We start from the raw sequence: 13,822 nt of genomic DNA, 5'->3' as shown, positions 1-13,822 counted from the left end.
GTTGAATAACTCACTAAAAATAAAATTGAATATTTATATGAAATTAGAAGTGAAACTGTAAGGAGTTGAACTTAAACTATCATTGACATGTTGAAAAAATTAATGATTGTTAGCGAAAGTTAATCTATAACTAATCGATTACATAGAGATTAATTATTTGAAAGAACAATAAAAAAAGAAAAAGGATAGAGGAAGCAGATATCGTTCTTGCTCCTCTATCCTTTTTTATGGTCTGTAATATTTTCATCCGCGAATCATAATATTTCTACGTTTGATCACTAGATATGCAATTTATAGTTTACACAAAGAAGAGTTTCTCCGTTAAATACTGTTAGAATTAGATATTTTAATATTGTTTCGAAGTTGATCTAAAAATTTAGTGGCTGCTTTAGAAAACACTTGATGTTTTTTCCAAATAACGTTTAAGTTAGCCTCTAATCTGGGGTTTAGTGGTTTAAAGCAAAGTTTGCTATTTCCTGATGTGTTAATAAGTTTATCTAAACATAAGGCATATCCAATATTTTCTTCAACCATTAGTGCAGCGTTGTAAATGAGATTATATGTTGCTACAGTATTAAAATTTCCAATATCCTGTCCAAACCAGCCTGTCAATTCATTACTGACAGTAGTTTGACGTGAAATCAACAGTGGTTTATCTAATAAATCTGTCGGCTGAATGGAGTGCTTGTACGCCAAAGGACTATCTTTACGCATTAAAACTCCCCAAATATCAGTAGCCGGTAATTGTATATAGTCATATTTTTGTTTATCTGTGGGTTCTATAACAATGCCGAAGTCTAACAATCCACTATCTAACTGACTAGTAATATCATCGGCATTACCACTGTGTAAATGAAAACGAATATTCGGATAATATTCAACTAATTCTTTTAATGTTTTTGCAATAAATTGCATGGCTTCTGTTTCACCACAACCAATGTAAATTTCACCACTAATCATTTCTTTCGGTTCGTTAAAATTGGTTTCCGTTTTATCTACTAACTCAACAATTTCTTTAGCTTTTATTAGTAAAAATATACCTTCATCCGTTAAAGATATTTTCCGATTACCTCTTACAAATAATGGCGTTCCAAATTCATTTTCGAGGTCCTTTAATTGTCTTGACAATGTGGGTTGAGATATATGTAGATAATTCGCAGCAGCAGAAATACTTTCTTCATTAGCTACAGCAATGAAATAGCGTAAAACTCGGATTTCCATGGTGACCTCCTTATATCACATATGCTCAATGAGCATGTGAAAGTATTTGATATAGGTATTTGTTTTCCTAATCATATCATTTTACAATTCAATTGAAAGAAATAAACTTTTAAAGGAGGATTTATTAATGGCGATTAAGGATAAAGTGATTATTATTATGGGTGCTTCTAGTGGCATTGGTGAAGCCACTGCGAAACTTTTGGCTAAAGAAGGGGCTAAGTTAGTAATAGCAGCGCGTAGAGAGGAAAAATTAAAAGATATTGCAGCCTCTCTTCCTGATGCTCAAATTGTCTATAAAAAAGCTGATGTAGCTAATTATGATGATGTACAACAAGTCGTTGATTTGGCTATTTCTAAATTCGGTAAAGTAGATGTTCTTTTTAATAATGCTGGAATCATGCCTACAGCGCCACTAGTTGAGACAAAACGTAATGAATGGAAAGAAATGCTAGACATTAATGTAATGGGAGTTCTAAATGGAATCTCAGCTGTACTTCCTAAAATGGTTGAACAGAAGTCAGGTCATATTATCTCGACCGATTCAGTAGCTGGTCATGTTGTCTACCCAGATTCTGCCGTTTATTGTGGTACAAAGTTTGCAGTAAGAGCAATTATGGAAGGATTAAGACAAGAACAACGGGAAAATAATATAAAATCAACAATTATATCACCAGGCGCGGTTCAAACTGAATTATATAAAACAATTAGTGATATAAAAGTTTCGCTGGAACTCCATGAAGCACAAAAAGAATGGGGACTATCTGTGGAAGATATCGCTCAAGCGGTGGCTTATGTAATTAATACACCTGAAAGAGTATCAGTTAGTGATATGATAATTCGCCCAACAAAACAAATAATGTAAATTAGTGGTTAAAAAAGAAAGGAGGTTTTTAAAAATGGACATGAATGAGTTTATAGAGTTTTGTAAGGTAGGTAATCCGATCTCAGGGGAGGATAAAGAATTACATGAGCTATTAACCCAACGTAGTTATGAAGCCCTGAGGATAACAACGGCATTGAATTCATCCCATCATTCTAGAGGAGAAATAGTCGATATTTTTAGTGAACTAACAGGTAACAAAGTGGATGCTTCTTTTATGTGTTTCCCGCCATTTCATACAGACTTCGGTATGAATATTACCATTGGAAAGAACGTGTTTTTTAACACAGGGTGTTCATTCCAGGATAGGGGTGGAATTAGTATAGGAGATGGCACGATGATAGGAATGAATGTCGCGATTGCTACACTTAATCATGGATTAGATTTAGAGACAAGAAACACAACATTTCCCTCTCCGGTTGTAATTGGGAAGAATGTATGGATTGGATCAAACGCAACAATACTAGCTGGCGTGACGATTAGAGACAACTCAGTTGTTGCAGCAGGAGCAGTTGTCACTAAGGATGTCTCAGAAAATACAGTTGTTGCAGGCGTCCCAGCTAAATTTTTAAAGAAGATATAATTAATGAAGAAGTTAGGAATTGCTTTAATTATTTTATTAATCGTGTCATTAATTTCCTTTTTTATACTGTCTTATGGTCAAAAAGAATTTTCATCTACTGTCGAGGAGGAATTACAAATACTTCCTAAGGATTTAGAGAAAAAAATACGATTTAAGTTTGCCGACAAAGAAATTTTTGTATTGCTTGAAAACAATAATTCCGCAAGCACTTTTTACGATCGTCTCCCTTTAGAATTTGAATTCAAAGATTATGCACGTACCGAAAAAGTAACAGACTTATTAGAGCCCTTACCTAAGCCAAAAGGTGATTTTGGATATGATCCGAATCTCGGAGATTTTGCTTACTATGCACCGTGGGAAGGACTCGTATTGTATTACAAGGATTTCCGGTACTCTACTGGGGTTATTAAGTTAGGCGAAGTTGTCGAAGGGTTGGACAACCTTACGGACATGGAGGGACTCGTCTTGGTATCAAAGGCAGACTAACTAGATTTTCAGAAAATCACTTTGTTTATTCAACTAGGAGTTATAATATAAAAATCGAGGAGATTGTATGATGAGTAAATTATGGACAGAATTAAAAGTTGGAAACATGACATTACCACACCGTTTAGCAATGGCACCAATGACAAGAAGCCGCGCTTTAGCTGATGGCGTACCTGGTGAATTAGCTGCGGAATACTATGGACAACGCGCAGGTTTAGGTCTGATTATTAGTGAAGGGACACAGCCGTCAGATGATGGTCAAGGGTATATTAACTCCCCTGGAATCTACACAGAAGCACATATTGAAGGATGGAAAAATATCACAAGTCGTGTTCACGAGGAAGGCGGCCATATTTTTATACAACTCATGCATGTAATGTAGGACGTATCTCACATCCAGATAATACGCCTCATCACCGTCAGCCTGTCGCACCATCAGCTATTGCGCCTGAAGTGAAGATGTTTACCGCTGAAGGGATGAAAGACGCTCCAACACCTAGGGCATTCAGCAAAGATGAAATAAATGAAGTCATTCAAGAATTCCGTACAGCTGCTTCTGCCGCAATAGAAGCGGGAGCTGATGGTGTTGAAATCCACGGTGCAAATGGTTATTTGATCCACCAATTTCTAAGTGAAAATTCGAATCAACGTAATGATGAGTATGGCAGTACGATTGAAAATGGAGCTCGTTTTGCCATTGAAGTAACTAAAGCAGTTGTTGATGAGATTGGTGCAGACAAAACAGGATTTAGATTATCCCCTTCCTCAACATTACATGACATTGAAGAGGGGGAATTTGGCCCTGATGTATATCGATATCTTATTGCTGAATTAGAAAAATTAGATTTAGCTTATCTTCATGTCATGCATGTCGGGAACGAGCCATTATTAAAAGATATTCGTCAGATATGGTCAAATCCATTACTCGTAAACCGAGCTGGACGTCCACTTGAAAAACTCACAACAGATCTTGATAAAGACTTAGCAGATATGGTTCCTGTAGGGACATGGGCGCTTGCAAATCCAGATTTTGTAGAGAGAGTCAAAAATAATGAGCCATTGAATGAAGCAGAACGTAGTACGTTTTATGGTGGCGGTGCTGAAGGTTATACGAATTATCCATTTTTAAAAAAATAATCCCTAAAATGTTATTAATCAGTAACTCTCTTTTATACAGATAATTATAAGAATAGTATTTTTTTAAACCTTATCATTGATGTAATAACAATCTACAACAAACGGGTGCGTTTGCAGTATAAACGATTGCTACCAGATCATTTAAACAGCCCAATGTGTAGCTCATATAGAAAACCTTGTGTAAAGAACTAAAGGTGAAAATTAAAACCGCGTGAAACCAAGATTGTAAATAGGTTTCACGCGGTTTTTTCGTTATATTAAGTATTTGTATCAGCCTCTATAAAAGATTACTTGTGCCAAGAGCAGAATTTAAAAATGTAAAAGTCTAATTTTATCATATCGAAATTCGTGCTTGTTTAAACTATCACGATTGTTCCATACATAATAAGCAACTTTCATTTTGAATTCCGTTACCGATTTTGATTCGTTGCGTCTAAGTAGTGTAGGGTGAAAGGGAGGTGAGGTAGATGTCGAGTGAAAAGTGGTTCGATGACTATTCAGATGTAATTTATAGCTATATTTTATTAATTGTTAGAGATTTGCATATCGCAGAGGACTTAACGCAGGAAACATTTTTGAAGGTAATTGCAAATGAACATAGATTTAAAGGACAGTCTTCCATTAAAACATGGATTTTTAGGATTGCCTACACAACAACAATGAGTTATTACCGTAAAAATAAACGACAAATGCATCATTTACGTACAAGTAATATAGACTCCAACATAGCTTCTTCTCCTGAAGAGATTATGCTGCTTAATTTACAGCATAAGCAATTTTATGTTGCACTTAATTCATTAAAACCTAGTTATGCGCAAATCATCATTTTACGAAAGATTAAAGGATTTTCAACAAAAGAGACAGCGACAGTTTTAGCTTGCTCGGATGGTACAGTGAAAATGCGGCTATCAAGGGCGCTTTCTTCATTTAAAAGAGAATTGGAAAGGGGAGGGATTACAAGTGAAACATTTATCTGATGACGAGTTAACAAAAGAGTTGGAGAAGCTAGACCTATCTATCCAACTATCTTCTACGCAAAAGGAAAAGATGAAAAAGCATCTATTTAAGAATGAGCCAATAAAGCAGGGATTCAAAGTAAATAAATGGCTACCATCGATTATTTCGATAGTAGTGTTGTTCTCTGTCGTAGTCGGTGTAATACCGCTTCTACAAAATAAGATTGAGACTAGTTCAGGAAATCCTTCTCTCAATTCCATCACTGATCCATCTACACCTGAAAGACTTACTATGGTTCCACAAACGGTTGATACATTTTTAATCGATTGGGGGGCTGATTCAATGGACAGAGGGAATCATGATTTTGATACAGCTTTCCATAGCAAACTTGTCGTTACACCAGATATTAATGAAATAAAACGTGGCCAGGTCATATATTATCATACGCCTTCTGTCGAACTCGAAAACAAAGAGGCTACTATACCTGACATGGATATCGGAAGAGTAGTCGGACTGCCTGGCGAAACCGTTGAGATTAAAAACGGGCAAGTATATATCGACAATCAGCTACTTGATACATTTTACGGAAAAGCGACGATGCACGGTTTAGGTGAAGAAGAGTATTTCAAAGCAGTTGATTTGATTGTTATTAATGATGAACAAGGTACGAGGGATTATTTCAATACGAATATGGATAACGTGACTGTCCAAGAAAATACGGTGTTCGTCTTGGTTGATCAATGGTGGAGAGGGATTGATAGCCGTGATTATGGAACATTACCGATTGAACAAATTAAAGGAATCGTAATTGGATATGAAGAATAAATCAGATTAGCCGAAACGCTGTATGTAGTGAAAATCGCATGTAATACGTAAAGTGGGGAAAAAGTTGACGATAAAAGGGTAAGAATTAATGACAATGATATTAGAGTAGAGTTTGTTATTGATACTGATACTGATAGAATTTACTCCCCATAGTATTTAGTAAACGGGTGCAATTCTTGAAGAAGAAATTGCACCCATTTTAGTAACGGTCAATTTTGTTGAAGAGGTATCCAAACATTACTCCATATACAAATTGATTAAGTCTTGTTCCACTAGTTCGTCACCTATGGCTTGAACAACTAAATGATCATATAAGGATGGCTTATTTATGTTCCAAGTTAAGGAAAACTTATTATCAGTTTGATTATTCCGAGTGTCATATCCAATAAGTGTTCTTTCAGTCCAGGTTTGTGTTCCAGTCGGTATCAACCAGAATAAGATGGTTTCTGTATTTTTCGCTTCAACATAAAATGTTATTTTCTTTGTTCCTTTTGGAACTTGTACCCAAACACCTTCTTTTGGATAGTCTGTATTTATACTTTTTATTTCTGGTCTAGATGATGTAATGGGATTTTCTTGTTTAATAAATGGCTGAAATACCATTAAGGAAATCAAAGCTATAAATAATTTCAATTTCATAAAATTCACCTCGAAAGTAGTGTTCGCGATATAAGGATTTATATGCGTTACCATATTAACGGAGGATTTAATCGTACAGCATTGTGCAAGAATAGGGTGCAATTCTGTAATAAGGATTTGCACCCGTTCAACAATAGGGGTATTTTCTTTGGTAAGGTAAATTCAAATCATTGTAGTGTGAGGTGCGAAATGGGTAATTTTAATGAGCTACTTCCAAGAGATAAGTTTGATTTTGAAAGAATTAATGAAATTAATTTGATGAGGAACGTAGACGTTATTCCTCTACTGCCTGGTCTTCTTGAATGGATTCAGGATATGAATTGGCCCATAGCGTCCGGGGTTGTTGAAGTACTTTCAGCATATCCACAAGAAATTGTTCCCCATATAAAAAGGGTGTTTTTAACTGAAGATGCAGTTTGGAAGTACTGGTGTTTAGAACATATAGTTAAAGATTTACCTATTTATGAAAAAAAGCTGCTGAGCGATGACTTAATAAGGATGAAAGAAACACCAACTAGAGATGAGCAGCTAGAAGAAGTGGACCAGAGTGCAAGTGAAATCCTATCTTCAATGTAACTGCCTTTATCAAAAAGTGCTGCATAGTACTGTTCCGAAATCGGGTGCTTTACTTCAAGAAGGAGTAAAGACTTTTTTGCTTATTGAACTAACGGGGCAGTTTAGTTTAAGTATTTGTTGAAATTAATTAGGAGGGAACAAGTGAGAATATACAGCTTGATACAATTATCGACGTTTATTATTGCATTTGGTGTTTATTTTTATGTTATTGAATCTCTGAATCAAGATAATATAATACTCAGATATTCGGTTTTCGGTCTTCTTTTCTTCTCCCTTATCTATTTATCCAAAAAAATTGAAGGTCGTTTTAAATATTTAGATAAACGGATTGATAAACAACTTAGTGTATGGATTGTATTAGGTTTGATTTTCATACCGTTATTCATTGGCATATTCAACTAACGGGTGCTTTACTTCAAGAAGGAGTAGTGCCTTTTTTACTAACGGGGCAGTTTAGTTGAATAAGCAGGTGAATTGGGAAGGGTATCGAAGTAGTAAATATAAGGAAAATTATTCCAGTTAGAGGGCAAGTTAGTTAAAAATAATAGGGGTGAGAAATATGAGTGACCGACTTGAACTAAGTTTTAAAAACAAGGTAGTTAGAATGTGGTTGATTATTATGATACCGGCTGTGATAGCAGAAATATTAATTATGCAATTTACCAAAATTCCAGTATTCACCACAATACCTTGGATAATCTTTTTTATTTGGCTTTATTTTTATAAGAGGAAACAGAAGAAAGAGCATTCCATTTCCTAGTGGTTTTATTCTAAAAGGATTGGTTAGTTCCTGTTCTTATTAAACTAACAGGTGCTTTAGTCGAACAGCAGGTTCTTCTTAGAGGACTCTTTTTACTTATTGAAGTAACGGGGCACTTTAGTTCAACAACGAATTTCATTTTTATAACAAAAAAAAGTTCAAAATGATATGGTTAAACAAGAATTGATGCAGGGAGTTAATGGAGGAGAAGTGAAATGTTGAAAATATCGAGAGTTATCTTATCAGTTATTGTTATTGCATTAGCAGGTTATGGTCTAATTACTAAAAACTTCGAGTTTATGCCATATATGATGTTCTTCTTAGGTGCTTTTATATTGGTTATGGGGGTTTTGGAGCTACAAGCAAAACGGATGACAAATGCGATAATTTCTTTCCTCGGATCAGCTTTTATATTATTTGTCGCAATATATACTTTTTAAACTAACGAGTGCTTTACTTCAAGAAGGAGTAAAGCCTTTTTACTTATTGAACTAACGGGGCAGGTTAGTTAAACAAAAAACTTATGCTTTTATTAAAAAGGACAGGGGGAATCACAAATGGAACAGTTTAACTTAAATGGACATATTGTCGAAGTGGATGTAAAAAAAACGAAAGAGTTATATGAAAAACTCCCTTTCGTTTCTGACAAAGCTCATTGTGGATGCACAGATTGTATTTATTATGCAAAGGCGATTGTTCACAACTCACTAGCTATTCAACATTTTTTCGAACAATTTGGCATTGACCCAAGTAAAGAAGCAGAAGTTTGGAAAGCTTGTGAAAATGACGATGGTACATATTATTACATAGCAGATTATCACTTTATCGGGGAAATTCAAGGAGTACTACAATTAGATTGGATTGACGTAGAGAATGCTTTTTTTGGTTTGACAAATTACTCAGGAAACTTACCTTCACCGATGATTCCAGAAGCATTTACACCACCAATTGTTGAATTTGTGGTAAAAATTAATCTACCTTCTGATTTTAATTATTAAACCAACGGGGCAGTTTAGTTGAAGAAGAATGATTATATAAAATAACAGCCTTATCAAGCGAGTTGATAAGGCAAAGGTTCACTCTTTTTTAGATTTTTCACGTTCATTTCTTTGTTTTGTCTTTAACCAATAATCGGGTGATTCATAATTAATTAAAGAATAATCAAGTTCATCTCCATTAGTTGCTAACTGAACTAACAAAAATTTCTCCTTATTAATCGGGTGTATATCTGCAATTTTAATGTTTATAACTTCTACTCCTGTTCGTTTAGGTGTTCCAACAACAACAACTTGATTTCCTTTTGTATAAACATCTGTGATATTTGTTTGAAACACAACTAAATACAGGTCAAGGTCTGTTTCATTTATATCAGTAGGAAAAGAAATACCTACATTCTCTGTAAAATGTAATTCGGCTGAAATTCCAATGGCGTAAAAAGGAAATATGCGGTGGAGAGAATAGTACATTCTAGAAGGAATATAGCCCAATCTTCCAGTCGTGCTATGCCAGTCCTCTTTATATATTGGTCTAACATAATTTTGTTCGCTTTTTACTACTTTGAAAGGGATTTTTGTTCCTTCTTTTAACACTTCGGTAATCGGGTAGACATCGGTAGGGAAATGCACCTCTAATCCTTTTTCAAATGGGAAAGGTGAATCAAGAATGGTAGTAGGTTCAGGTGGTTCAATGCTATCTAAACGTTTTTCCAATTCCTGAATCCGTTCGTGTTCACTTTTATCACTATTCGAATGCGAGATGGATAACTCCATCAATTTAGTATGTAAGGACTTGCTGTAAACAAACAAGCTTAAAATAATTAAAAAACAAATAATATAGCCAACCCTTGTTTTTAACATATTCAAATCACCTCAGCATATTATCTGCTCTTATGAGGAAGTTATGCGCAAGATTTCTTATTAAACTAACGGTTGCTTTAGAGGAAGATCATTGAGTTGCAATTCAGCTCTTTTTTCTTCTTCAACTAAAGGTGATTAGTTGAAGAGTGTTGATTAACTTGCTTGTGTTCAACAACCTGGCCAAACTGTAGAATAAAATTAAGGAGGGATTTTCATGAGTCTTGGAAATGAATACTTGAAAATTGTGCAAGAAAGATTTAATAGTGTTAAAAGCCTTGGAGATAAAACGATAAATCAACTACCAGAAGAGGACTTACACTGGAAGTTAAACGAAGCATCAAATAGCGTTGCCATAATTGCAAAACATTTAGGCGGAAATATGATATCTAGGTGGTCTGATTTTTTGACATCAGATGGTGAAAAAATTTCCAGGAATCGTGACCAGGAATTTGAAGATGATATCTCCACGAAAGAGGAAATGATAACTATTTGGGAAAAGGGTTGGAAGACGCTTCTTGACACATTGGGTGAATTGGAATGTCAGGATTTATTAAAAAATATAACCATTCGGGGTGAGGACCATACGGTGCTAGAAGCAATTGAAAGACAAATGGCTCACTATGCTTACCATGTTGGTCAAATCGTTTATATTGGAAAGCAATTAAAAGATGATAATTGGGAAAGCCTCAGCATACCTAAAGGGAATTCGGAAGAATATTTACAACAAAAGTTGAAGAAACATCTCTCTTAGGGCCGTTAGAATTTATTTCATAAATGCCCTTCTTTCACGAATTGGGCCAACTTACTGAATGAGTTACAAGGAGGTGTAACGTGAGTTATTACTGTATTAGTTATTTAAATGTGCTTAAGAGAAATTTTATGCTAGTCATAATTGCATCGGTTTTGTTAGTTCTAACCCTTTTTATTTGGGCGGGTATCCCAGCTTTTATCATTGGTAGTGCGGTGTCAAGTCTAACAACTAATCAATTCCTTATTAACTTATGTGTTTCACTATCGGGAGCTATAATTTTTTCTTTATACTTTTTACCAATCAATTTAAAAGTTGCGCAAGATATAACAGTAACAAAAAAACGTAGTTCATATAATTCATTCATTCGAATAGAAATCATGTGGATAATAGTCGTTGCAACGACTTTTCAAATAATTTTAAGTATTGCTATTCAATAATCGGACCATTTAGAGGAATAAAGGATAGCGTTAATCTTAAAGGGAAGGCCTATTAAATTTAGTAAGATATATTGAATTAAGGTTAGCTGATTAAATGTGGAAGGATTTATAACCTTTTCCAACTGTTGGCGTCTATATAAACGAGGTGAGGGGATGTAATGAAGGGACTTATTATTCTAATTGCCGTAATGGGACTTGTTTTAGTTGGGTGTAGTCAGGATGCAGTAAATAGTTATGGCAAAAAGGATGATTCAACAAAACAGCAAGTTTATAGCAATTCGTGGGATGGTAATTCCATAATTGTTAAACAAAGAAACCATAACGGAGATTACGAAACAGTAAATGAAATAACAGATATCGATGAAGTTGATGAACTAATAAGGACTTTGGGAAATGCAGACTGGCAAGAGAATGTTAAAATGGATATAAGGCCACCAGACTATCGATTCTCTTGGGATTCATATAAACATGACGTTTGGATAAATAAAAATAATGATAGATTAGGACTTTCAATTGAAGGACATTCAAATTATGGATCTTTGTCTGCAGATTCTTCTACAATTGTATTTGAAATAATCACAGGTGTAAAACTTGAAAATCCAAGGAACTAAGGTGTTTTATATCAATAAACAATCGGGCGCGATTGTTTAACAAACATCGCTGTTCTTATTAAACTAACGGGTTGCTTTAATGAAGCTTCGTCTGCACAACAATTGGGCCATTTTAGTTCACTAAGGGGGATTGGAGAAGTGGAAAGTAAGTACTCCATCATTCTAATTGTCGTTGGGATTTTTATTGCTTATATGATTTTTCCTCCTGTCAATATAACATTTGGAAAGTGGTCTATGGTAGCCATACCCGTTGGTTTTGCAATCTATTTAACAGGTGTAACACTTGTAATTATCGCTTTTTTACAGAAGGAAAAAGGGTGTATTAAATATATTGCATTAATTTCCATTGCATTGGGTGTTTTATATGTTGTATTCCTATTTGCGGTATTCGGAGGAGAAATATAGGTTGGGGAGAAGTGGGAATTCTACAAAAGCGCGTTTTAGTGAACAATCGGCTGCCTATACAGAGCAGCTTTTTCTTATTAGGTAATAAAGTTAACTAATTCCGTGAACTGGTGTTATGTTAACCTGTTGTGTATGGCGCATGCAAGATTGTTCAGCGATCAATTCGAAGGTTTACTGATTTATTTCATGTAGCGAATCCAATTTCTTGTTCAACTTTTATTCAACAATTGGGCCAGATTAATTGAATAGGCAAGTATAAATGGAAGTCAATCGTAGTAGGTATTATAGTGGGCTTATTCAAGTGACGATTCAAGGAATGAGGAATACTAGATGACAAAAAGGTTAGTTGACAAGGCAAAAAGTATTTTGGAAGGAATCGAAATTGGATTTTTTGATACAGCAAAAAATTGGGATGTAGATAATTATGATGAGTATTATAAATACTTTTCACATCCGGATTTTGAGGTGAGAAAGTATTCACTTCTTGTTTTTGCAGCTGGTCTTGGTAATTGGTATGGGGGTTCAGCCGTTATCTTTCACCCCATTGAAGAACGAAAAAAAGAAAAGCGGCTCCTTTCGTATAAAGAGAAGATTTATTATTTCGAGGATTACGTTAGATCGTTTATAGACAATAGAGAAGCCATCAAACAAGAGTTTCCATTTTTAAATAGCGTAATTGTATCTCTTTTAATCCAGTTAGATAATGAAAAGCGTTTTGAATATATTTTTAGTTCGGTTGATAAGCAATTGTTCATTGTTCTTAGACAATCGTTATCGGGACTTGAAGTAAAACATCAATATAACTTTAATGACCTTTTAAGAGAAGTAGGGCTTCCAACTTTCTTTGAAAATTAATTGAGAGGGGACAAATTCCCTGGAATTAGAAGGGCGTTTAAAATTTCTAGATGAACGGATTTATAATCAACTTAGTGTACCGATTGTATTTGATTCCCATTCCATTATTCATTGCCCTCTTAAACTACTGGGGCAATTTAGTTCAATAAGGTTTTAAAGAAATAATTAATTGGAGGGGGAGAGAAAAATGTTATGGGAACTATTTTACTCTGGATTGTTGGTTTATTAATTTTGTACGTAGTAATCTTTGTAGCAGTAAAGGATGGGATTGATAAGTCAGAGGTTGGTCAGTTAATAAAAACGAAGTATGGGGTTAAAGAAGAAATTGTTACGGTTAGTGATGATGAAATTGAAAAGGAATTTGAAGACGAATTTAATAAGAAATAGTGGATGGTAAATAGTTTTGAAAAAATACGAATGACCAAAGAAGGCAAATACGTGAATATTTGTTAATTAGCAATGTCTGGCTAGATTAATTATTATAATAAGGTGTTTTAGCACACGAATGAAAAAGTAATTCAAAAAGTTGAGATGATGCACATTAGTATTATTACACGACATAAATAAAAATATATGGAGGTATAGTTATGTGGATAATATTTGGGGTTATTGCAATAGTAACCACTTTTATAAATCTTTATATGTATAATGCAGGAAAGGATTATAAGCTTGCGATGGCGATAGGATTATCATTCACAGCCTTAACAATTTGTTCAGAATACAGTCTTGTATCGGGGTGGGTAAAAGCAGAAGATTGGACAGCTTTAGGGGAAGTACCTAATTTTGAAAGGGCATTATGGTTTGTGACAATAGTTTCTATCTTACTAAATATAGCACCTATAC

The 13,822-nt window shown here is 34.5% G+C and carries 20 protein-coding genes; 17 read left to right on the top strand and 3 right to left on the bottom strand.

What is annotated here, in order from left to right; all coding sequences use genetic code 11:
- Positions 1-321 precede the first annotated feature (321 nt).
- Positions 322-1,221 (bottom strand): LysR family transcriptional regulator, encoded by a 900-nt coding sequence (locus tag H2672_RS18325; protein ID WP_186673769.1) that lies wholly within the window; start codon positions 1,219-1,221, stop codon positions 322-324.
- Positions 1,222-1,348: 127 nt separating this feature from the next.
- On the opposite strand from H2672_RS18325, the gene H2672_RS18320 reads away from it, so the two are divergent.
- The 7 genes from H2672_RS18320 (at position 1,349) to lepB (ending at position 6,089) form a co-directional block, all read left to right on the top strand.
- The gene (locus H2672_RS18320; protein WP_186673767.1) at positions 1,349-2,083 is read left to right on the top strand and encodes an SDR family oxidoreductase; all 735 of its coding nucleotides are present in this window, start codon (positions 1,349-1,351) and stop codon (positions 2,081-2,083) included.
- Positions 2,084-2,117: 34 nt separating this feature from the next.
- The gene (locus H2672_RS18315; RefSeq protein WP_186673765.1) at positions 2,118-2,684 is read left to right on the top strand and encodes a DapH/DapD/GlmU-related protein; all 567 of its coding nucleotides are present in this window, start codon (positions 2,118-2,120) and stop codon (positions 2,682-2,684) included.
- A 3-nt stretch (positions 2,685-2,687) separates the two neighbouring features.
- Positions 2,688-3,170 carry a cyclophilin-like fold protein gene (locus H2672_RS18310; protein ID WP_186673763.1) on the top strand — a complete coding sequence of 161 codons (483 nt, stop codon included), beginning with the start codon at positions 2,688-2,690 and terminating at the stop codon, positions 3,168-3,170.
- A gap of 70 nt (positions 3,171-3,240) precedes the next feature.
- The gene (locus H2672_RS20030; RefSeq protein WP_370569707.1) at positions 3,241-3,552 is read left to right on the top strand and encodes an oxidoreductase; all 312 of its coding nucleotides are present in this window, start codon (positions 3,241-3,243) and stop codon (positions 3,550-3,552) included.
- Entirely contained in the window at positions 3,480-4,307 is an 828-nt protein-coding gene (locus tag H2672_RS18305; RefSeq protein ID WP_370569706.1) for an oxidoreductase, read from the top strand. Before H2672_RS20030 ends, H2672_RS18305 begins: the two co-directional genes overlap by 73 nt.
- Positions 4,308-4,774: 467 nt before the next feature.
- Complete coding sequence (locus H2672_RS18300) at positions 4,775-5,284, top strand: RNA polymerase sigma factor (RefSeq protein WP_186673761.1); 510 nt, start codon at positions 4,775-4,777, stop codon at positions 5,282-5,284.
- A complete protein-coding gene (gene lepB / locus H2672_RS18295; RefSeq protein ID WP_186673759.1) occupies positions 5,268-6,089 on the top strand; it encodes a signal peptidase I in 822 nt (273 codons plus the stop codon). Before H2672_RS18300 ends, lepB begins: the two co-directional genes overlap by 17 nt.
- A gap of 237 nt (positions 6,090-6,326) precedes the next feature.
- Here the strand turns inward: lepB and H2672_RS18290 are convergent, their stop codons facing one another.
- Entirely contained in the window at positions 6,327-6,728 is a 402-nt protein-coding gene (locus tag H2672_RS18290) for a hypothetical protein (protein ID WP_186673757.1), read from the bottom strand.
- A 189-nt stretch (positions 6,729-6,917) separates the two neighbouring features.
- On the opposite strand from H2672_RS18290, the gene H2672_RS18285 reads away from it, so the two are divergent.
- The 4 genes from H2672_RS18285 to H2672_RS18270 all read left to right on the top strand — a co-directional run bounded on the left by H2672_RS18285 (position 6,918) and on the right by H2672_RS18270 (position 9,062).
- Complete coding sequence (locus tag H2672_RS18285; RefSeq protein ID WP_186673755.1) at positions 6,918-7,304, top strand: DUF5071 domain-containing protein; 387 nt, start codon at positions 6,918-6,920, stop codon at positions 7,302-7,304.
- Between the two features lie 141 nt (positions 7,305-7,445).
- Positions 7,446-7,706 (top strand): hypothetical protein, encoded by a 261-nt coding sequence (locus tag H2672_RS18280; protein ID WP_186673752.1) that lies wholly within the window; start codon positions 7,446-7,448, stop codon positions 7,704-7,706.
- A 573-nt stretch (positions 7,707-8,279) separates the two neighbouring features.
- Positions 8,280-8,504 carry a DUF3953 domain-containing protein gene (locus tag H2672_RS18275; RefSeq protein ID WP_186673750.1) on the top strand — a complete coding sequence of 75 codons (225 nt, stop codon included), beginning with the start codon at positions 8,280-8,282 and terminating at the stop codon, positions 8,502-8,504.
- Positions 8,505-8,621: 117 nt separating this feature from the next.
- Entirely contained in the window at positions 8,622-9,062 is a 441-nt protein-coding gene (locus tag H2672_RS18270; protein WP_186673748.1) for a hypothetical protein, read from the top strand.
- A gap of 78 nt (positions 9,063-9,140) precedes the next feature.
- On the opposite strand, the gene H2672_RS18265 is transcribed toward H2672_RS18270, so the two are convergent.
- On the bottom strand, positions 9,141-9,920 hold the full coding sequence (locus tag H2672_RS18265; protein ID WP_255485889.1) for a hypothetical protein: 780 nt from the start codon (positions 9,918-9,920) through the stop codon (positions 9,141-9,143).
- Positions 9,921-10,134: 214 nt separating this feature from the next.
- Here H2672_RS18265 and H2672_RS18260 point away from each other — a divergent pair, with 214 nt between their 5' ends.
- The 6 genes from H2672_RS18260 to H2672_RS18235 form a co-directional block, all read left to right on the top strand.
- Positions 10,135-10,671 carry a DUF1572 domain-containing protein gene (locus H2672_RS18260; RefSeq protein ID WP_186673746.1) on the top strand — a complete coding sequence of 179 codons (537 nt, stop codon included), beginning with the start codon at positions 10,135-10,137 and terminating at the stop codon, positions 10,669-10,671.
- Positions 10,672-11,266: 595 nt separating this feature from the next.
- Positions 11,267-11,719, top strand: coding sequence for a hypothetical protein (locus H2672_RS18255; RefSeq protein WP_186673745.1), 453 nt, complete (start codon positions 11,267-11,269; stop codon positions 11,717-11,719).
- Positions 11,720-11,857: 138 nt separating this feature from the next.
- Positions 11,858-12,124, top strand: a complete 267-nt coding sequence (locus tag H2672_RS18250) for a hypothetical protein (RefSeq protein ID WP_186673744.1) — start codon at positions 11,858-11,860, stop codon at positions 12,122-12,124.
- A 330-nt stretch (positions 12,125-12,454) separates the two neighbouring features.
- Entirely contained in the window at positions 12,455-12,979 is a 525-nt protein-coding gene (locus H2672_RS18245) for a hypothetical protein (protein WP_186673743.1), read from the top strand.
- 192 nt (positions 12,980-13,171) lie between these two features.
- The gene (locus H2672_RS18240) at positions 13,172-13,366 is read left to right on the top strand and encodes a hypothetical protein (protein ID WP_186673742.1); all 195 of its coding nucleotides are present in this window, start codon (positions 13,172-13,174) and stop codon (positions 13,364-13,366) included.
- 200 nt (positions 13,367-13,566) lie between these two features.
- The coding region (locus H2672_RS18235) for a hypothetical protein (RefSeq protein ID WP_186673741.1) at positions 13,567-13,822 on the top strand (256 nt) is incomplete at its 3' end.

The sequence above is a fragment of the Sporosarcina sp. BP05 genome (genome assembly GCF_014282005.1).
Classification (GTDB): Bacteria; Bacillota; Bacilli; order Bacillales_A; family Planococcaceae; genus Sporosarcina.
The sequence above is the reverse complement of the archived record's forward strand: the minus strand, read 5'-3'. Positions and strand labels throughout refer to the sequence as shown.

Excerpts from the sequence above, each read along its gene's own strand:
- H2672_RS18325 (WP_186673769.1), bottom strand. The coding sequence starts at position 1,221 with ATGGAAATCCGAGTTTTACGCTATTTCATTGCTGTAGCTAATGAAGAA.
- H2672_RS18320 (WP_186673767.1), top strand. The coding sequence starts at position 1,349 with ATGGCGATTAAGGATAAAGTGATTATTATTATGGGTGCTTCTAGTGGC.
- H2672_RS18315 (WP_186673765.1), top strand. The coding sequence starts at position 2,118 with ATGGACATGAATGAGTTTATAGAGTTTTGTAAGGTAGGTAATCCGATC.
- H2672_RS18310 (WP_186673763.1), top strand. The coding sequence starts at position 2,688 with ATGAAGAAGTTAGGAATTGCTTTAATTATTTTATTAATCGTGTCATTA.
- H2672_RS20030 (WP_370569707.1), top strand. The coding sequence starts at position 3,241 with ATGAGTAAATTATGGACAGAATTAAAAGTTGGAAACATGACATTACCA.
- H2672_RS18305 (WP_370569706.1), top strand. The coding sequence starts at position 3,480 with ATGGAAAAATATCACAAGTCGTGTTCACGAGGAAGGCGGCCATATTTT.
- H2672_RS18300 (WP_186673761.1), top strand. The coding sequence starts at position 4,775 with ATGTCGAGTGAAAAGTGGTTCGATGACTATTCAGATGTAATTTATAGC.
- H2672_RS18290 (WP_186673757.1), bottom strand. The coding sequence starts at position 6,728 with ATGAAATTGAAATTATTTATAGCTTTGATTTCCTTAATGGTATTTCAG.
- H2672_RS18285 (WP_186673755.1), top strand. The coding sequence starts at position 6,918 with ATGGGTAATTTTAATGAGCTACTTCCAAGAGATAAGTTTGATTTTGAA.
- H2672_RS18275 (WP_186673750.1), top strand. The coding sequence starts at position 8,280 with ATGTTGAAAATATCGAGAGTTATCTTATCAGTTATTGTTATTGCATTA.
- H2672_RS18270 (WP_186673748.1), top strand. The coding sequence starts at position 8,622 with ATGGAACAGTTTAACTTAAATGGACATATTGTCGAAGTGGATGTAAAA.
- H2672_RS18265 (WP_255485889.1), bottom strand. The coding sequence starts at position 9,920 with ATGTTAAAAACAAGGGTTGGCTATATTATTTGTTTTTTAATTATTTTA.
- H2672_RS18260 (WP_186673746.1), top strand. The coding sequence starts at position 10,135 with ATGAGTCTTGGAAATGAATACTTGAAAATTGTGCAAGAAAGATTTAAT.
- H2672_RS18255 (WP_186673745.1), top strand. The coding sequence starts at position 11,267 with ATGAAGGGACTTATTATTCTAATTGCCGTAATGGGACTTGTTTTAGTT.
- H2672_RS18245 (WP_186673743.1), top strand. The coding sequence starts at position 12,455 with ATGACAAAAAGGTTAGTTGACAAGGCAAAAAGTATTTTGGAAGGAATC.
- H2672_RS18240 (WP_186673742.1), top strand. The coding sequence starts at position 13,172 with ATGGGAACTATTTTACTCTGGATTGTTGGTTTATTAATTTTGTACGTA.